At 72.4% G+C, this 18,249-nt stretch carries 18 protein-coding genes and 1 tRNA gene; 10 read left to right on the forward strand and 9 right to left on the reverse strand.

Annotation, left to right across the window (positions count from 1 at the left end):
- Nucleotides 1-20: 20 nt before the first annotated feature.
- Complete coding sequence (locus KM427_RS03160; protein ID WP_183592579.1) at nt 21-938, reverse strand: LysR family transcriptional regulator; 918 nt, start codon at nt 936-938, stop codon at nt 21-23.
- 132 nt (nt 939-1,070) lie between these two features.
- Between KM427_RS03160 and KM427_RS03165 the strand changes: the two genes are divergently transcribed.
- Both KM427_RS03165 and KM427_RS03170 read left to right on the forward strand, forming a co-directional pair.
- Entirely contained in the window at nt 1,071-1,253 is a 183-nt protein-coding gene (locus KM427_RS03165) for a hypothetical protein (RefSeq protein WP_183592580.1), read from the forward strand.
- A gap of 205 nt (nt 1,254-1,458) precedes the next feature.
- Nucleotides 1,459-1,531 (forward strand) — tRNA-Thr (locus tag KM427_RS03170).
- 138 nt (nt 1,532-1,669) lie between these two features.
- On the opposite strand, the gene KM427_RS03175 is transcribed toward KM427_RS03170, so the two are convergent.
- The 6 genes from KM427_RS03175 to KM427_RS03200 form a co-directional block, all read right to left on the reverse strand.
- Nucleotides 1,670-2,038 carry a metallopeptidase family protein gene (locus tag KM427_RS03175; protein ID WP_215526230.1) on the reverse strand — a complete coding sequence of 123 codons (369 nt, stop codon included), beginning with the start codon at nt 2,036-2,038 and terminating at the stop codon, nt 1,670-1,672.
- A gap of 192 nt (nt 2,039-2,230) precedes the next feature.
- Complete coding sequence (ppdK, locus tag KM427_RS03180) at nt 2,231-4,894, reverse strand: pyruvate, phosphate dikinase (RefSeq protein ID WP_215526231.1); 2,664 nt, start codon at nt 4,892-4,894, stop codon at nt 2,231-2,233.
- Between the two features lie 177 nt (nt 4,895-5,071).
- Complete coding sequence (locus KM427_RS03185) at nt 5,072-5,476, reverse strand: RNHCP domain-containing protein (RefSeq protein WP_183592583.1); 405 nt, start codon at nt 5,474-5,476, stop codon at nt 5,072-5,074.
- Nucleotides 5,477-5,485: 9 nt separating this feature from the next.
- Entirely contained in the window at nt 5,486-5,821 is a 336-nt protein-coding gene (locus KM427_RS03190; protein WP_252275006.1) for an RNHCP domain-containing protein, read from the reverse strand.
- 374 nt (nt 5,822-6,195) lie between these two features.
- Complete coding sequence (fdxA, locus tag KM427_RS03195) at nt 6,196-6,537, reverse strand: ferredoxin (RefSeq protein WP_215526232.1); 342 nt, start codon at nt 6,535-6,537, stop codon at nt 6,196-6,198.
- A gap of 32 nt (nt 6,538-6,569) precedes the next feature.
- Nucleotides 6,570-7,559 carry an NAD(P)/FAD-dependent oxidoreductase gene (locus tag KM427_RS03200; protein ID WP_215526233.1) on the reverse strand — a complete coding sequence of 330 codons (990 nt, stop codon included), beginning with the start codon at nt 7,557-7,559 and terminating at the stop codon, nt 6,570-6,572.
- 256 nt (nt 7,560-7,815) lie between these two features.
- Here KM427_RS03200 and KM427_RS03205 point away from each other — a divergent pair, with 256 nt between their 5' ends.
- From KM427_RS03205 to KM427_RS03235, 7 genes are all read left to right on the forward strand, one after another.
- Nucleotides 7,816-9,033 (forward strand): aromatic ring-hydroxylating oxygenase subunit alpha, encoded by a 1,218-nt coding sequence (locus tag KM427_RS03205; RefSeq protein WP_215526234.1) that lies wholly within the window; start codon nt 7,816-7,818, stop codon nt 9,031-9,033.
- A gap of 12 nt (nt 9,034-9,045) precedes the next feature.
- On the forward strand, nt 9,046-9,993 hold the full coding sequence (locus KM427_RS03210) for a DODA-type extradiol aromatic ring-opening family dioxygenase (RefSeq protein ID WP_215526235.1): 948 nt from the start codon (nt 9,046-9,048) through the stop codon (nt 9,991-9,993).
- Nucleotides 9,990-10,880, forward strand: a complete 891-nt coding sequence (locus KM427_RS03215) for an alpha/beta fold hydrolase (RefSeq protein WP_215526236.1) — start codon at nt 9,990-9,992, stop codon at nt 10,878-10,880. Before KM427_RS03210 ends, KM427_RS03215 begins: the two co-directional genes overlap by 4 nt.
- 36 nt (nt 10,881-10,916) lie before the next feature.
- Nucleotides 10,917-11,063, forward strand: coding sequence for a hypothetical protein (locus KM427_RS03220; protein WP_215526237.1), 147 nt, complete (start codon nt 10,917-10,919; stop codon nt 11,061-11,063).
- 128 nt (nt 11,064-11,191) lie between these two features.
- Nucleotides 11,192-12,091 (forward strand): alpha/beta fold hydrolase, encoded by a 900-nt coding sequence (locus KM427_RS03225; protein ID WP_215526238.1) that lies wholly within the window; start codon nt 11,192-11,194, stop codon nt 12,089-12,091.
- The gene (locus KM427_RS03230) at nt 12,088-13,401 is read left to right on the forward strand and encodes a zinc-binding metallopeptidase family protein (protein WP_215526239.1); all 1,314 of its coding nucleotides are present in this window, start codon (nt 12,088-12,090) and stop codon (nt 13,399-13,401) included. The genes KM427_RS03225 and KM427_RS03230 overlap by 4 nt, the downstream gene beginning before the upstream one ends.
- A gap of 1 nt (nt 13,402) precedes the next feature.
- Nucleotides 13,403-14,182 (forward strand): IclR family transcriptional regulator, encoded by a 780-nt coding sequence (locus KM427_RS03235; RefSeq protein WP_215526240.1) that lies wholly within the window; start codon nt 13,403-13,405, stop codon nt 14,180-14,182.
- 169 nt (nt 14,183-14,351) lie between these two features.
- Here the strand turns inward: KM427_RS03235 and KM427_RS03240 are convergent, their stop codons facing one another.
- Together KM427_RS03240 and gabT are read right to left on the reverse strand one after the other, a co-directional pair.
- On the reverse strand, nt 14,352-15,743 hold the full coding sequence (locus tag KM427_RS03240) for an NAD-dependent succinate-semialdehyde dehydrogenase (RefSeq protein ID WP_215526241.1): 1,392 nt from the start codon (nt 15,741-15,743) through the stop codon (nt 14,352-14,354).
- 178 nt (nt 15,744-15,921) lie between these two features.
- Nucleotides 15,922-17,277 (reverse strand): 4-aminobutyrate--2-oxoglutarate transaminase, encoded by a 1,356-nt coding sequence (gene gabT, locus KM427_RS03245; RefSeq protein ID WP_252275008.1) that lies wholly within the window; start codon nt 17,275-17,277, stop codon nt 15,922-15,924.
- Between the two features lie 91 nt (nt 17,278-17,368).
- Between gabT and KM427_RS03250 the strand changes: the two genes are divergently transcribed.
- A complete protein-coding gene (locus KM427_RS03250; RefSeq protein WP_215526243.1) occupies nt 17,369-18,244 on the forward strand; it encodes a LysR family transcriptional regulator in 876 nt (291 codons plus the stop codon).
- Nucleotides 18,245-18,249: the final 5 nt, after the last annotated feature.

The following is an 18,249-nucleotide window of genomic DNA, read 5'->3' on the forward strand; positions in this document are numbered from 1 at the left end:
CGCTCCGGCACGGTGGATCGTCAGATCGGGTCGGCGATCGCCTGGATGCGCTTGGTCGCGAGCTCGATCATCAGCCGGGCGGCGGGGGAGAGCAGCGCGTCGGTGCGGTGGACGATCGCGAACGTGTCGTACTGGCGCGGCCGCAACGACACCCAGCCCGCGTCGGGCGCCAGGCGCGGCAGCAGCTGGAGCGCCGCGCCCTTCGGGATCACCGAGTCGGCGTACCCCATGCCCACGAGCTCGACCGCGGTCTCGACGTCCTCGACCTCGATCCGGGTCTGCGGGTTGCGGCCGGTCTCGTGCAGCATCCGCCGCAGCACCCGGCGGGTGGAGTCGTCGGCGCGCCAGGTGGTCTCGGGCATCACCAGGGAGGCCCGCGCGAGCCGGTGCGCGGTGACCGGGCTCTCCAGCCGGGCCGGGTCCGTGCTGATGTAGACGAGCTCGTCGCGGGCCACCGGCGTCACCTCGAACCCCTCGCTGTCGACCTGCGGCACCGCGATCATCGCGGCCTCGATCCGGCCGCGGCGCAGGTCCTCCTGGACGTCCATGGAGTTCTGGCCGATCAGCTCCACCCGCACCCCCGGGTAGCGGGACAGCACGTCGGCGACCAGCCCCGCCCCGGCGTACAGCCGCGCGGTGCCGAACATGCCGAACCGGATCGTCCCGGTCTCGAAGCTCTTCACCCGCTGCACCGATTGCTGGGCCTCGTCGACCGCGGCCAGCACCCGCTCGGCGTGCGGGCGCAGGGTGTCGGCGACGGTGGTCGGCACGACGCCGCGTCCGACCCTCCGGAAGAGCTGGACCCCGAGCGACTTCTCCAGCGCCCGGATCTGCTCCGACACCGATGGCTGGGCGTAGCCCAGCTGCTCGGCCGCCGCGGTGAGCGACCCGCGCTCGTACGTCGCGAGGAAGCAGGTGAGCTGGTGGAGTGAGAGCATGATCACAACTCTAGGTCGAGCCTGTTCTTTCTAAAGGAAAGTAAGGCTACCCCTATGGATACGGATGTTGGACCATGGTGGTGGAGACGTTCGCCGTGAGGGCGACCGAGGACCGTGAGAGGGAGGCCATCCATGTTCGATCACCTGTGCACCCAGTGCGAGAAGCGTCAGCTCATCTTCTCGAGCCAGATCACCGGGATGACCAACACCGACCATGGCATCGTCGTCTCGTTCACCTGCTGGTGCGGGGCCGAGCAGGCCCTGGTGACCGGCAAGAAGGCCGTCTCGACCTCGAAGGTCACGCTCGCGGCCTGACCCGGACCACCCTCCGGGCGGCGTTGTCGCGTTCGGCGCACGGAGGGCTGTCGACTGCCCGGATCCCAGGATCCGGGCAGTTCGCATTTCCGCCGGCCCGGCGCTGTCCGGTCCCGCGGCACCCGCCCTCCGGGCAGCGGCCCCGTTTTCGCGGCCCGGCGCCCCGCTCCCTATACTTCCTCGGGTTGCCCGTGCCGGGCAGCACGCCGCCTTAGCTCAGTCGGTAGAGCGTCTCACTCGTAATGAGAAGGTCGTCGGTTCGATTCCGACAGGCGGCTCCGAGAAGGGCCTCTGGCCAGCGGAAGCGCTGGTCGGAGGCCCTTTCGCCGTTCATCGACTCACGCACCTGACCAGGCGGCTCCCCAATCGGCGGATCCGCGACACTCAGGTCGGGTGCGACGACAGCCCGTCGCTGGTCAGGCCCAGCCGAGCTCGCGCAGCCGCGCCTCGGACAGGCCCATCGCGTGGCCGACCTCGTGGACCAGCACGGTGCGCACCCGGTCGGGCACGTCCTCGACCCGGGCGCAGGCCGCCACGATCGGGATCCGGTAGAGCGTGATCGTGTCCGGCAGGGTGCCGGGGGCGCGGCCGTAGTGGGTGGTGCGCGGTACACCGCGGTAGAGGCCGAGGAGCAGGACGCCGGGACGGCGCTCGGCCTCGGGCTGCTCGTCGTCGACGAGGACGGCGATCTCGTCGACCACGGGCTGCACCCAGTCGGGCAGCGAGTCGAGGGCGTCGACGACCATCGCCTCGAAGGCGTCGGGCGCTACCGCGGCCGGGTCCATGCATCGAGTATGCAGACCCGGCCGGCGGCTAGTGGCCACCACCGGAGGTTCTTCGGGCGTCCCGCACCCCGAGCGCGCACCTCGCTGCGTTGGCGTCGCTCGAAAGACGACGCGGTATGCCTTCGCTCCGCCGCCTTGCGATGCACGCACCCGGAGCACGGGCCACCCCCGAGGAACCTCCAGCGACGACCACTACCGGCGCTTCAGCACCGAGCGGCCCGCCTCCAGCCGGGCGACCGGCACGCGGAAGGGGGAGCAGGAGACGTAGTTGAGCCCGACCTCGTCGAAGAAGTGGATCGAGCGCGGGTCGCCGCCGTGCTCGCCGCAGACGCCGACCTTGAGGTCGGGTCGGACCTCGCGGCCCTTCCGGGTCCCCATCTCGACCATGCCGCCGACCCCGCGGGTGTCGAGCGACTCGAACGGGGAGACGTCGAAGATGCCGTGCTCGAAGTAGCGGGAGAAGAACGCCGCCTCGACGTCGTCGCGGGAGAAGCCCCACGCCATCTGGGTCAGATCGTTGGTGCCGAACGAGAAGAACTCGGCCTCGGCGGCGATCCGGTCGGCCAGGAAGGCGGCACGCGGCAGCTCGATCATGGTGCCGACCGAGTACTCGAGCGTCACGCCACGGCTCCGCTCGACCTCGGCCGCGACCGCGAGGATGTCGGCCTTGACGATCTCGAGCTCGCGCACGCTGGCGACGAGCGGGATCATGATCTCCGGCAGCGGCCGCATGCCGAGGGCGGCCCGGTCGGCCGCTGCCTCGAGGATCGCGCGGGCCTGCATCTGGAACAGGCCGGGGATCTGGATGCCCAGCCGGACGCCGCGCAGGCCGAGCATCGGGTTCTGCTCGTGCAGTCGCCGGACGTGCCGGAGCAGCACCAGGTCGTGCTCGTCGGGCTCGCCGCGTTCCTCGGCGAGGGCGACCTTCACCGAGAGCTCGGTCAGGTCGGGCAGGAACTCGTGGAGCGGCGGGTCGATCAGCCGGATCGTGACCGGCAGCCCGTCCATGGCCTCGAGGATCTCGGTGAAGTCCTGGCGCTGCAGCGGCAGCAGCGCGTCGAGGGCGGCGCGCTGGTCGTCCTCGTTCTCGGCCACGATCAGGGTCTCCACCAGCTCGCGCCGGTCGCCGAGGAACATGTGCTCGGTGCGGCACAGCCCGATGCCCTGGGCGCCGAACCGGCGGGCGCGGGCGGCGTCCTCGGGGGTGTCGGCGTTGGCGCGCACCCGCAGCCGGCGGGCGCCGTCGGCGTGGGCCATGATCCGGGCGACGGCGCTGACGAGGTCGTCGTCGACCTTCTCGCCCTCGAAGTGCCGGACCACCAGCGCGGCCGAGACCGGGACCTCGCCGGCGAACACCTCGCCGGTGGAGCCGTCGATCGAGATCAGGTCGCCCTCGCGCACCGTGCCGCCGCCGCGGACCCGGAACTCGCGCGCCTTCGCGTCGACGTCCAGCGCCTCGGCGCCGCACACACAGGTCCGGCCCATGCCGCGCGCGACCACGGCCGCGTGGGAGGTCTTGCCGCCGCGGCTGGTGAGGATGCCCCGGGCCGCGACCATGCCCCGCAGGTCGTCGGGGTTGGTCTCCTTGCGGACCAGGATCACGTCCTCGCCCCGCTCGGCCCACTCCACCGCGGTGTCGGAGTCGAAGACCGCCCGGCCGACGGCCGCGCCGGGGGAGGCGTTCATGCCGGTCGCGAGGAGGGTGCGCTCGGCCGACTCGTCGAAGCGCGGGAACATCAGCTGCGCCAGCTGCTCGCCGGTCACCCGGGTCACGGCCTCGTCCATCTGGATCAGGCCCTCGTCGACCATGTGGATCGCGATCCGGAACGCCGCCTCGGGCGTGCGCTTGCCGACGCGGGTCTGCAGCATCCAGAGCTTGCCGCGCTCGACGGTGAACTCGATGTCGCACATGTCGCGGTAGTGCCGCTCGAGCCGGGCCATGATCGCCATCAGCTCGTCGTGGGAGGCCCGGTCGACCTCGGCGAAGTCGGCCAGGCTGACCGTGTTGCGGATGCCGGCGACGACGTCCTCGCCCTGGGCGTTCTGCAGGTAGTCGCCGTACTCGCCCTGGGCGCCGCTGGCAGGGTCGCGGGTGAACGCCACGCCGGAGCCGGAGTCCATGCCGAAGTTGCCGAACACCATGGCCTGGATGTTGACGGCGGTGCCGAGGTCCTCGGGGATCCGCTCCTGGCGGCGGTACAGCCGGGCCCGGTCGGTGTTCCACGAGTCGAAGACCGCGCGTACGGCGAGGTCCAGCTGCTCGCGCGGGTCCTGCGGGAACTCCCGGCCGGCCCGCTCGCGGACGATCGCCTTGAACGTCTCGACCAGCCCGCGGAGATCGTCGGCGTCGAGGTCGAGGTCGCTCTCGGTGCCGCGGGCCTTCTTGGCCGCGTCGAGCGCCTCGGAGAAGTGCTCGCCGTCGATGTGGAGGACGGTGGCGCCGAACATCTGCAGCAGCCGGCGGTAGGAGTCCTGGGCGAACCGCTCGTCCTGGCTCTGGCGGGCCAGCCCGACGACGGACTCGTCGTTGAGCCCGATGTTGAGGACGGTCTCCATCATCCCCGGCATCGAGAACTTCGCGCCGGACCGCACGCTGACCAGCAGCGGGTCGTCGGCCTGGCCGAGCCGGCGGCCCATCGTGCCCTCGAGCGTGGCCAGGTGCGCGGACACCTGCTCGGCGAGGCCCTCGGGCTCCCCGCCGTGCCGGAGATAGGCCCGGCAGGCCTCGGTGGTGATCGTGAATCCCGGGGGGACCGGAAGTCCGAGATTGGTCATCTCGGCGAGGTTGGCGCCCTTGCCGCCGAGGAGGTCTCGTTGGTCCTTGCTGCCGTGCGAGAAGTCGTAGACGTAGTCCATGCCTGCCCCCTGGTTGGTGTCACGCTCGATCGAGATCGACCGCCGTTGTTCGACGTGTGCGCAAGGCTGAGCGCCTGTGCGCGCGCATCGGTGGAAGACGCGCCCGCCCAGCCCGCCGAATTGTCCCACCCCGCCGGGCCGGGTCGACGCCGCGTCCATCGCGGGCGCCTCGGGACCTCAGAGCGAGAGCATCGCCCGACGTCCCAGCCCCGGATCGGCCAGCGGCCGCACCGCGATCCGGACCAGGGCGAGCGCGTTGTCGTCGCCGGCGATCCGGTTCAGCTTCAGCGCGCCGCAGCCGGTGCACTCGTGCACCAGCAGCCACTCGCCGTCCGCGCGCACCGACAGGCTGACCGCGACCATCCGGCCGCCGCACGGCGACGCACGGTCACCGGGGACCCGGCCGTCGACGTGGCGGCTGGTCAGGCAACTCGGGCAGTGGTTGCGGTGCGCCGTGCCGGGCGCGACGACCGGCACGTGGAGCCGGCAGCCGACGCACCGGAAGGTGTCGGCGGCGCCGGTGCGATGCAGGACGTCCTTGGGGCGCTGGGTGCGCCTCGACGTCGACTTCCTCCTCGGCATCTTCTGGCTCTAGAGGGTGCCGAAGACGTCGAGTGGGAACGGCGGCTCCGCGAGCGGTCGGACGGCCAGCCGCATCAGGATCAGCTGGTTGTCGTCGGCAGCGGTCGGATGCAGGTCGAGCTCTCGGCAGCGCGTGCAGCGGTGGACCAGCGCCCACGAGCCGTCGCGCCGGACGGCGATCGACAGCGGGGCCATCCGTCCCCGGCAGTCGGAAGCGCCGCCAGCGGCGTGGTCGAGCGTGTGCAGCGAGCTCAGGCAGCTCGGGCAGTGGTTACGGCGTACGTCGTCGGGCGCGAGCGTGATGACGACGAGTCCGCATCGCACGCAGGTGAAGGTGTCGGACACCCGGTTCTCCTTGCTCCTCGGTGATGACAAAGCAGGAGCAGGCCGAGTGCGCCTCGGTAGGGGCAGCGTCAGGCGCTACCGGCGTGGTCGGGGTTCCGAGCCACGCCACGAGGCGTCCTCGGCGCGGGCCGGGTCATGGCGTGACCGTAGCCCGGGCGCCGGAGCCGGCGCCACGGGATATCCCGGGTGTGCCGACGCCGGCGCTGGGCCACCCACCGGACCCGAGGCTGCGGGTTCATCAAGGGATGAGGATCGCCCCGCGCTTCCCCGGCCGAGCTCGGCCGGGGAAGCGCGGCCTCACCTTCATCCCTTGATGAAGCAGCGCCGCCCCGAGCCACCGCCGTCGCTGCCGAGGAGCGCTCCGGATCGGGTTCTCAGGCGGACCAGTCCGCGACCAGCGGGGTGTCCGCGCCGATCACGCCGTACGCCTGGGCGCCGCCCGGGCTGCCGATCGGCTCGGCGCGTCCCGGCAGGGTCTCGTCGAAGAAGGTGCGCGAGTCGTCGAGGTGCGCCGTCAGCTCCGGGTCCTTGCGTGCCTTCCGGTCGACGACGATGGCGGTGACCGGGCACTCGACCTCGCAGGCGCCGCAGTCGATGCACTCGTCGGGCTGGATGTAGCTCTTGCGGTCGCCTTCGTAGATGCAGTCGACCGGACACACGTCGACACAGGAACGGTCCAGGACGTCGATGCAGTCCGAGCCGATGACGTAGCTCATGGTGGTCCTCTCGTGGAGCGTCGGTGGGTGGCTCAGGCGCCGTCGGTCGAGTGACCCGGGAACAGGGTGAGGTCGGGGTCGAGGTCGACGGCGACGTGGTTCATCGCCGTCGCCACCTCGCCGAAGCCGACCGACATCAGCCTGACCTTGCCGTCGTAGTCGGTCAGGTCCCCGGCCGCGTACACGCGGGGGAGGTTGGTGCGCAGGCTCCGGTCGACCGCGACGGACCTGCCCTCGAGCGCCAGGCCCCAGTCGCGCAGCGGCCCGAGGTCGCTGATGAAGCCGAGCGCCGCGATCACGTGGTCGGCCGCCACGACGGTCTCGTCGCCGCCCTTGCCGCGGAGGGTGACCTTGGCGAGGGTCCCGGACCCGAGGTCGCCGTGGAGGCCGACGACCTCGGTGTCGACGTGGATGGCGCTCGAGCCGGCGCGCACCCGGGCCAGGGTCGCCGCGTGGCCCCGGAACGCCGCCCGCCGGTGCACGAGGGTGACGCTGCGGGCGATCGGCTCCAGGGTGTCTGCCCAGTCCAGCGCGGAGTCGCCGCCCCCGACGATGACGACGTCGCGGTCGGCGTGGGCGGTCGGGTCGACCACGAAGTAGGACAGGGCGGTACCGACCCACTCGTCGCCGCAGGGCAGCGGGCGGGGCGTGGGCGTGCCGATGCCGGCCGTAAGCACGACGGCGCGCGCGTGGACGACGGTGCCGTCGTCGAGCGTGACGACCGGCTCGCCGTCGGCGTACTCCAGCCGCCTGGCCTGTCGCCCGAGCAGGTAGGTGGGGTCGAACGCCGCCGCCTGCGCCTCCAGCGCGCTCACGAAGTCGCGGCCGCGGATCGAGGGGATCGCGGCGACGTCGCGGATCTCCTTCTCCGGGTAGAGCGCCGTGACCTGGCCGCCGAGCGCGGGGAGCACGTCGACCACCACCGTGGACAGGCCGCGGAAGCCGGCGTAGTAGGCGCCGTACAGGCCGGTCGGGCCGGCCCCGACGACGAGCACGTCGGTGCGGACGGGTGGTGCGGACATGTCGTGCCTCCAGGCGACTCGATTCCCTCGGCGGCGAATGTAGGAAGGCCGGCGGCCACTCGGCCTCTGCCGTGGACCGCTGACCGGACCGGACGACGAATCCGGTGCCCCGGTCCGCCAGGCGGACCACGCGCCTTGTCGCGGGGTCGCGGCCGCTGGTGTCCTCCCGGTCGGAGACGCCGCCACGCGACGGCAGCCCACCGAGACCCACCGAGATCGAGCGCGATGCCGTGCCAGTAGGAACGTGGAGCAGACCATGACCGAGACAGCGAACCCCCCGTCGCCGACGCAGGCGGCCCGCCACCGCGAGGGCAGGCTGCCCGGGCGCCAGGACTGGTCGAGCTGGCCGCACTACCAGGCGGCCGACGCCGGGTTCCGCGGCTACTGGTACCCGGTCTGCTTCTCGAACCAGGTCGGCGAGAAGCCGCGCAAGGTGCGGCTGCTCGGCGAGGAGCTGTTCGTGATCCGCGACCGGGGCCGGATCTTCGGGATGAAGGACCGGTGCCCGCACCGCGGCGTGCCGCTCAGCTACGGCAACAAGCAGTTCCCCGGCACGGTCTCGTGCGTCTACCACGGGTGGACCTTCGACCTCGAGACCGGCGACCTCGCCGCCGCGATCACCGACGGCCCGGAGTCGCCGATCTGCGGCAAGGTCACCCAGCCGACGTACGACGTCGAGGAGCGGCTCGGCATGGTGTGGGTCTATGTCGGCGACGGCGAGGAGCCGCACCCGATCGACGAGCAGCTGCCCGAGGAGCTCGTGGGCAACGCCGCCGTGCTCGGCCAGCGCATCCAGCCGCGCGAGGGCAACTGGCGGTTCGCCTGCGAGAACGGTTACGACGAGGGCCACGCCAAGTACCTGCACCGGACGGCCCTGTGGCGGCTGTTCAAGCCGATGCCGGTGTGGAACACGACGAGGATCGTCAAGCGCGGGCGGTGGATCTACCGTGTCCAGGAGCAGCAGTTCTGGGAGGCGGACTTCCCGGGCCTGGGTCGGTGGAGCGGGCTGGGGTGGTGGAAGGCCAGGCCGCCGAAGGAGACCAAGAACATCGGGAACACCTCCTCGCACCGCGAGGTGAATCCGGTGATCGCGGCCCAGGAGTTCCCCGGCTTCGCGAGCGTGAGCATGCCCGGCGTGCTGCGGATCGCCTACCCGACGTTCATCCACTACGAGTTCTACGTGCCGGTGGACGCCGACCAGCACCTCTACGTCGGCGTGCTGGCGGACTTCCGGCAGGGCGCCCGGACGCTGCCGTTCTACGCCAAGTACCTCGGCGCGGTGCGGTGGCTCTTCCACGGCCAGTTCTCCGGGCAGGACAAGTGGATGGTCGAGGTCACCGACGCGCCGCCGGAGAAGCTCTACCGCCCCGACGACTCGCTGCTGCAGTGGCGCAAGCTCGCCGAGGACACGACGGAGGACCGGCTCGACCGGCTACGCGAGCAGGGACTCGACCCGGCCGACCCGACGGCCTGAGGGGACCGACCGATGGCAGCCATCGTGCTCGGCGTCGGTGCCTCGCACTCGACGCTGATGAACACCCACTGGGACCAGGTCGTCCACACCGAGCGGGCCGAGGCGTTCCGCGACGGCCTGGCCGCCGCCCGCGCCAGGATCGCCGAGGCCCGGCCGGACGTCGTCGTGGTGGTCGGATCCAACCACTTCCGCGGCTTCTGGCTGGACCTGATCCCGTCGTTCACGCTCGGGGTCGGCGAGGTGGTCGCGGCGGGCGACGGCGGAACGCCGCAGGGCCCGCAGCGCACCGATCCCGAGTTCGCCCGGGCGCTCGCCGCCGCGCTCGTCGACGCCGGCACCGAGGTGGCGATCTCCGCGAGGCTGACCATCGACCACGGCCAGACGCACGCCATCCAGTGGCTGCTCGACGGCATCGACGTACCCGTTGTGCCGCTGGTGGTGAACGTGTTCGCCGCCCCGCTGCCCCGGATGAGCCGGTGCGTCGAGCTCGGCGCGAACCTCGCGGCCGCGGTCGCCGGGATGCCCGACGACAAGCGCGTCGTGGTGGTCTCCTCGGGCGGCCTGTCGCACCAGCTGCCCTGGCCGTCGGACTGGACCGCCCCCGAGGGCGAGGACGAGGAGTTCCTGGTCGAGGCCTGGCTCAACGGCCGTGGCCAGTGGAGCCGCTACGACAAGCGGCGCCGGGAGATCATCGTCGGCGCCCGGCCGACGATCGTCTCCGAGTTCGACGAGGAGTTCCTTGCGGACCTGGAGAGGGGCGACCTGCGCTCGTACGCGGAGCTGACGACCGAGGAGATCGAGGCCCGGGCCGGCAACGGCGGGCAGGAGCTGCGCACCTGGATGGTGATGGCCTCCGCGCTCGGCTTCGCACCTGGACAGGCCCTTGCCTACTCGCCGATGCCCGAATGGCTGACCGGCATGGGCGCCGCAGTGATCGAACGAGGAGAGAGCACACCATGACCACGACGACCGATCGGCTCACGTCTTCCGTGGCCGGACCGATGCCCGAGAGCCGGTACGCCGACGCCGGTGGCGTGAGGTACCACTACCTCGACATCGGGCAGGGCCCGGACACGATCTTCCTGCACGGCGGCGGCCCCGGCTGCACGGGCTGGAGCGACTTCGGCCCGGTCGCCCCGCTGTTCGCGATCGACCGACGCTGCCTGATCGTCGACATCCTCCAGTACGGCGGGTCCGAGAAGTGCCGGATCAGCGGGCCGATGTGGGACTTCCACGCCGCCAAGACGGTCGCCCTGATGGACGAGCTCGGCGTCGAGAGGGCCGACTTCGTCTGCAACTCGTGGGGCGGCACGATCGCGCTCTGCCTCGCGGCCAACTACCCGGACCGGGTGCGCTCGCTGGTGATCACCGGGAGCATGCCGGTCTTCTACGGCCCCCTCGCACCGCTGCCCGAGAACGGTCACCGGGGCCGGAACGCCCGCGACGTCTACTACGGCGGCGAGGGGCCGACCCGGGAGAAGATGCGGTCCCTGATCACCCGGCTGGAGTGGTACGACGCCGACCGGCTCCCCGACGAGACGCTGGAGATGCGCTGGCAGCGGAGCCTCGACCCCGAGGAGCGCGAGCTCGCCGCGATGTCCGACTCCCCGCGCGGGGAGTGGCAGGACCTGACCGAGGAGCTCGGCCGCGTCGAGGCACCCGCCCTGTTCATGTGGGGCCGCGAGGACGCGTTCCTGACCCCGGACTACCCGATGATGCTCGCGCGCATGGTGCGGAACGGGAACCTGCACGTGATGGACCACGTCTCCCACCACCTCCAGGAGGAGCGTCCCGCCGCCTACCACGCGATCGTCGACGGCTTCCTGAGCTCCGTCGACCACCCGTGAGCCCGTCCATCTCCTCGACGTCCAAGGAGCAAGCGCATGAAGAAGATCCTCGGCCCCGGGCTGATCGCCCTGGTCCTGGCCGGGCTCGGCCTGGCGAGCCGGCGCCTGGCGAGCCACCAGGCCGTGCTGCCCGGGCTCGCCGGCCGGGTCAACACCCGGGTGACCCGTATCAACCAGCCCTGAGCGAGTGCCGCAGCGGTGGTTTCGAGGCTCAGGCGCCAGGGCGCCTTCGCACCTCAACCACCGGGGCGGCCAGGGCCTGGGGGCCTTCGCACCTCAACCACCGTGACCTACCTCGAGGGAGAGCAGACATGAGCAACGACCTGGCCCGCACCATCTGGGCCGAGCTGGCCGACCTGGACTTCAGCCTGTCGACCGTCGACGCGGCCGGCGTCCCGACCCGCTCGCTGCGCGCCGGCGACGGTGCCGAGGCGGTGATCTTCCTGCACGGCACCTCCGGTCACCTGGAGGCGTTCGTCCGCAACCTCCGCCCGCACGCCGAGCGGTACAGCTGCCACGCGATCGACATGCTCGGCCACGGCTACACCGGCAAGCCGGACCACCCGTACGAGATCCCGCGCTACCGCGACCACCTGCTGGCCTACATGGACGCCGTCGGCGTCGACCGGGCCCACATCGTCGGGGAGTCCCTCGGCGGCTGGGTCGGCGGTCGGGCCGCCATCGACGACCCCGATCGGATCGCGTCGCTGCAGCTGCTGTGCGCGGGCGGCACGGTCGCCAACCCCGAGGTGATGGAGCGGATCCGGACCAGCACCCGGCGCGCGGTCGAGACCGACGACGTCGAGCTGACCCGCCGCCGGATGCAGCTGCTGATGGCGGACCCGGGCAACGCCACCGAGGAGCTCGTGACCGTGCGGCACGAGATCTACCACCGCCCCGACTTCGTCGCGAACATCGACAACCTGCTGTGCCTGCAGGAGATCGAGACCCGGCTGCGGAACATCCTCGAGCCGGGGGACCTCGCGCAGATCACCGTCCCGACGCTGATCGTGTGGGGCCGCGACAACCCCTTCGGCGACGTGCCCGAGGCGACCGCCATGCACGACGCGATCCCGGGCTCGGAGCTGGTCCTCCTCGACGACTGCGGCCACTGGCCCCAGCACGAGCAGGCCGACCGGTACAACGAGCTGAGCCTCGACTTCCTCGGCAAGCACCCGGCGGAGGTGCCCGTCGAGGGGGAGCCGGGATGAGCGCGCCGCTCGATGCGGCCGTCGGCCGCGTGATGCGGCGAGTGGCCGACGAGGATCTGCTCGCCGCCATCACCGGCCTCGTCGACGTCGCGAGCCCGACCGGCGCGGAGGGCGAGCTCGCGTCCTGGATCGCCGCCCGTCTCTTCGGCGACCGGATCGAGTCGAAGGTCCAGTGGATCGACGGGCTCCAGGCCAACGCGGTCGCCGTGCTCCGCGGCTCCGGCACCGGCGCGTCGACCCTGCTCTACGCGCCGCTGGACACCTTCACGACCGGTGATCCCACGCGGGACGTGCCCGGTGCCGCCCGCCGGATGCGGCCCGACATGCTGCCCCGTGCGGTGGTCCGCGGCGACCTCGTCCAGGGGCTGGGCGCGGGCAACCCGAAGGGGCATGCGGCCTGCGTGCTCGTCGCCTTCGAGGCACTGGCGGCCTCGGGCGTGGAGCTGGCCGGCGACGTGGTCGCCGGGTTCGGCGCCGGCGGCATGCCGACGTTCGCGCCCGAGGGGATCGGCACGCCCGGCCGGGCCAACACCGGTCACGGCGTCGGCGCCGGCTTCCTGGCCGAGCGTGGGTTCACGACCGACCATGCGGTGATCGCCAAGCCGGGCTGGAGCGTCTCCCACGAGGAGGTCGGCCTGGCCTGGCTCGACATCGTGGTGCCCGGCGAGCACACCTACGTCGGCAGCCGGCACCGGATGCCCTACCGCAACGCCGTCGCGCTCGCCGGCGTCGTCGCGAACCGGCTGGAGGACTGGTTCGCGGAGTACGCCGTACGCCACGAGCACGACACCATGCGCCCGCAGGGCGTGGTGTCCTCGGTCGAGGGCGGGCTCGGCCACCTGGCCGCCTCGACGCCCGCGACCGTGCGGCTGCGGGCCGACGTGCGGTTGACGACCCGGCAGACCCCGGCGACCGTGACGCGCGAGGTCCGCGAGTTCGTGACCGCCCTGGGCCGCGAGCTCGAGGCGGAGCTGCGGGTCGACCAGATCGCGGGCATCCCCGCGTCCCGCACCGATCCGGACGCGCCGGTCATCCGAGCCGCCGTCGCGGCGTGGGAGGCGGTCGCCGGCGTACCGCACCAGCCGATCCGTGAGAACAGCGGAGCCACCGACGCCAACATCCTCCGGATGCGCGGCATCCCGACGGCCCGGGTCGGCATGCCGAAGGTCCCCGCGGGGTCGGATGGTGAGAGTGTCGACTTCACGCTCGGCATGAACCTCGTGGACGTCCGCGAGGCACGCCGGCTGGTCGAGGTCCTGGTCCGGACGGTGCTGGTGCTGGACGGCCACGATGCGAGGGAGGCGGGCTGAGGTGACGACGGTCCAACCGCGGCGCTACGGCGAGGGGCAGGGGGCCGGCGCCAACAGCGTGCTCGGCAAGGCCCGGCTGATCCTCGAGGCCTTCCAGCTCGACGACGTCGACCTGTCGCTCTCCGAGCTCGCCCGCCAGACGGGCATCTCGAAGGCCTCGGTGCACCGGCTCGCCCAGGAGCTGCTCGAGTGGGGCATGCTCGAGCGGTCCGGGCTGGAGTACCGGCTCGGCATGCGGGCCTTCGAGCTGGGCAGCCGGGTGCCCCGCTTCCGGGTGCTCCGCGACGCGGTCCGTCCGCTCATGGAGGGCCTCCACTTCAGTACCAAGGAGACCGTGCATCTCGCCGTACTCGACGGGCTCGACGTGCTCTACCTGGAGAAGGTGACCGGCGCCCGCCAGGCGACCCGACCCTCCCGGATCGCCGGCCGGATGCCGCTGCACAGCACCGCCACCGGGAAGGTGCTGCTGGCCTACGGCCCGCCGTCGCTGCTCGACGAGGTCGTCGACCGGGGGCTGGAGCGGGTGACCCCGGTGACGATCGTGTTGCCCGGGGTGCTGGCCGAGCAGCTGCGCGGGGTCCGCGAGAGGCAGTACGCCGTGGAGCAGGAGGAGACCACGGCCGGCTACACCTCGGTCGCGGTGCCGCTGTTCGGGAGCAGCGGCATGGTGCTGGCCGCGCTCTCGCTCACCGCGCCGACCTTCCGGGCCGACACCGCCGCGTTCGCCGCGGCGCTGACCGCGGTCACCCGCAAGATCGCCGCGAGCCAGCAGATCAACTAGATGAGTAATTCCAAGGGATCGTGCAAGCGAGCGGCGCTCAGCGCCGCTCCGGCAAGGCGCCGATGCGTCGGCAGACTGGACGTCTTTCAAGCGTCGGCAACGCCGCCGGAGCGGATGATGAGCGTCGCGCAGCGTGCGAGGCCTTGGAATTAGTCATCTAGTGCGGCTGCTACTCGGGCCAGTCGACGCTGAGGTACTGCGTCTCCTGGAACTCCCGCAGCCCCTCGCGCGCACCCTCGCGGCCGAGGCCACTCTGCTTCACGCCGCCGAACGGCGCGGAGGGGTCGGAGACCAGGCCCCGGTTGATGCCGACCATGCCGGCCTCGATGCGCTCGCCGAGCCGGACGGCGCGGCCGAGCTCGCCGGCGAAGACGTACGCCGCGAGGCCGTACTCGGTGTCGTTGACCAGGCGGATCAGCTCGTCCTCGTCGTCCCACACGACGACCGGGGCGACCGGGCCGAAGATCTCGTCGCGGAGGATCGTGGCGTCGGGGGCGACGTCGGCGAGCACGGTCGGCGGGTAGAAGTGCCCGGGTGCGTCGGGCAGCTGGGCGCGGTGAGAGATCCGGGCGCCCTCGGCGACCGCGTGCTCGACAGTACGGCGGACGCGGTCCACGGCGGCCGCGGTGATCAGCGGGCCGATCGCGGCGCCGTCGGGGGCGGGGCCGACCGTGAGCTTCTCGACCGCCGCGCCGAACCGGGCGAGGAAGTCGAAGGCGACGTCGCGGTGCACGTAGATCCGGTTGGCGGCCGTGCAGGCCTGCCCGCCGTTGCGGAACTTCGCGACCATCGTGCCCGCAACGGCCGCGTCGAGGTCGGCGTCCTCGGTGACCACGACAGGCGCGTTGCCGCCGAGCTCCATCGAGGCGTTGAGCACCCGGTCGGCCGCCTGGAGCAGCAGAGTGCGGCCGACGCCGGTCGAGCCGGTGAAGGAGACCTTCCGGACGCGGGCGTCGGTCAGCCAGGCGCCCACCACCCCGGCGGCATCGGTGGTCGTGACGACCTCGACCGCGCCGTCGGGCACGCCGGCCTCGCGGAGGATCCGCGCGACCGCGAGGGCGGTCAGCGGGGTCTCGGCCGCCGGCTTCAGCACCACCGTGCAGCCGGCCGCAAGGGCCGGGCCGATCTTGCGGGTCGCCATCGCGGCGGGGAAGTTCCACGGCGTGACGAGCGCCGCCACGCCGACCGGGCGGTGGGACACCAGCGTGCGCGCGCCGCCCGCCGGCGCCTCGCCGTACTCGCCGCCGGGCCGCACGGCCTCCTCGGAGTACCAGCGGAAGAACTCCGCGGCGTAGCCGACCTCGCCCGCGGCGTCGGTCAGCGACTTGCCGTTCTCGCGGGCGATGAGGGCGGCGAGCTCGTCCTTGTCGCGCAGCATCAGCTCGTGCGCCCGGCGCAGCACGTCGGAGCGGTGCCGCGGCGAGGTGCGCGACCAGGAGGGGTACGCTGCGGCGGCGCGGTCGACCGCCGCGAGCGCGTCGTCGACGCCCAGGTCGGGCACGTGGGCGACGACCTCGAGGGTCGCCGGGTCCTCGACGGCGAAGGTGCGGACGCTTCTCATCGGACCGCCTCCTGGTGACGCGTGGTCCGAGCGGCGGTGTGTGAGCAACCATCTGCCGAGCCATCATGGTTGCTCACGCACCGCGGAACCGCACGGCAGTCCGTCAGCGGTGTGTGAGCAACCATCTGCTGTCGCAGACCGGTTGCTGGCTCACCGCCGGCCCGCAGCAGCCGCGCGCTCATCGGGCGTCCGCCGTGGTCGCCGAGAACGCCGCGTCCAGCACGTCCAGCCCGTCGCGCAGCAGCTCGTCGGAGATGCTCAGCGGCGGCAGGAAGCGCAGCACGTTGCCGTGCGTGCCGCAGGTCAGCACGATCACGCCCTGCTGGTGGGCGGAGGCCGCGACCGCCTTCGCGAGCGCCGGGTCCGGCACGTCGGTGCCCGTCTCGACCAGCTCGACGGCGATCATCGCGCCGCGACCGCGCACCTCGCCGACCCGTGGGTCACGCGCCTGGAGTGCCCGCAGCCGGTCGAGCATCAGCGCCTCGATCTCGCGGGCGCGGTCGACCAGGCCCTCGGCCTCGATGGTCTCGATCGCGGCCAGGGCGGCCGCGCAGGCGAGCGGGTTGCCGCCGTACGTGCCGCCGAGGCCGCCGGCGTGCGCGGCGTCCATGATCTCGGCGCGGCCGGTGACCGCGGACAGCGGGAGGCCGCCGGCGATGCCCTTGGCGGTGACGATCAGGTCGGGCACGACGCCCTCGCGGTCGCAGGCGAAGAGGTCGCCGGTGCGGGCGAAGCCGGTCTGCACCTCGTCGGCGACGAAGACCACACCGTGGTCGCGGCACCACGCGGCGAGCCGGGGCAGGAAGCCCGGCGCCGGCTCGATGAAGCCGCCCTCGCCCTGGATCGGCTCGATCACCACGGCGGCGAGGTTGTCGGCGCCGACCTGCTTCTCGATCACGTCGATCGCACGCACGGCGGCGGTCTCGCCGTCGAGGCCGCCGTCGCGGAAGGGGTAGGAGAGCGGGGCGCGGTAGACCTCGCTGGCGAACGGCCCGAAGCCGTGCTTGTACGGCATGCTCTTGGCGGTCATCGCCATCGTCAGGTTGGTGCGCCCGTGGTAGGCGTGGTCGAAGACGACGACGGCCTGGCGGCCGGTGTGGGCGCGGGCGATCTTCACGGCGTTCTCAACGGCCTCGGCACCGGAGTTGAAGAGCGCCGTGCGCTTCTCGTGGTCGCCGGGCGTGAGCCGGTTGAGCGCCTCGGCGACCGCGACGTACCCCTCGTAGGGCGTGATCATGAAGCAGGTGTGGGTGAACGCCGCGACCTGCTCCTGCACGGCCTCGACCACGCGCGGGGCGCTGTTGCCGACCGTGGTGACCGCGATGCCGGAGCCGAGGTCGACGAGGTGGTTGCCGTCGACGTCGACGACGATTCCGCCGGCCGCTCGGGCGGCGAAGACCGGCATCGTGGTGCCGACCCCGGCGGCGACCGCGGCCTGCTTGCGGGACATCAGCTCGCGCGAGCGCGGGCCGGGGAGCGGGGTCACGAGCAGCCGCCGCTGCTCGATGGTGGTGGGTACGTCGAGGGTCGTCACCCGTCGAGTGTCGGAACCGCGAGAATATGCTGTCCAATACTTGTTCTGATCCATCACCATGCCTTTTAGGCATGATTCCGGGAGGGCACCGTTGCAGCTCCGGCACGTCCGGTACTTCGTCGCGACCGCCGACGCCGGCAGCGTCAGTGGTGCCGCGGCCCGCGTGCACGTCACCCAGCCCGCGCTCTCGCGCCAGCTGCGCCAGCTCGAGCAGGACCTCGGCGTCACTCTCTTCGATCGCAGCGCGGGCCGGCTGGCCCTCAACCGCACGGGCCGGGCCCTGCTCCCCAGCGCGCGCCGGCTGCTCGACGCAGCGGATGCGCTCCAGGCCTCGGCGGCCTTCCACGGCAGTGGCCGGCTGGAGCGGCTGACGATCGCCGCGCCGACGGTGACCCTGACCGATGTCGTCTCCCCGTTCGTGGCCACCATGTCGACCGACGACCCGGTCGTCGACGCCCGCGCCGGCGACGGCCTCGACCCGGCCGAGATGCTGCGCGGCGGCGCCGACCTCGCGATCGGCACCCAGTGCCCTCCGCCGCCGTACGCCGCGCGCGAGCTCGCGGTGCTCCCGGTCTGGGCCTACGTGCCCGCGAGCGACCCCTGGTCCGAGCGCGGCCGGGTGCCGCTCGCCGAGCTGCTGGAGCGCCCGCTCGTGGGGCTGCCCTCCACGTTCACCGCCCGCGAGGCGCTCGACGCCGCGGCCGTCACGCACGGGTCGTCGTACACCGCGCTGGTCGAGGCCGCCAACGGCACCATCGCCCAGGCGCTCGCCGCGGCCGGGCGCGGTGTCGCGGTGGTCTCCGACGACCCCCGCTTCGACCTGGTGCCGCTGGCGATCGACCTCGGCGGCGAGCCCCTCACGATCCGCCTGGTCGCGGCCTGGGACCCCCGCGGCGACTCCGCCGCGGCCCTGGCCGGGCTCGCCGAGCGCCTCCGGACGTGGATCGCGCACCGCTACCCCGGCTGAGCCGG

The organism is Nocardioides sp. LMS-CY (assembly GCF_018732145.1).
In the GTDB taxonomy this organism is placed as follows: Bacteria; Actinomycetota; Actinomycetes; order Propionibacteriales; family Nocardioidaceae; genus Nocardioides; species Nocardioides soli.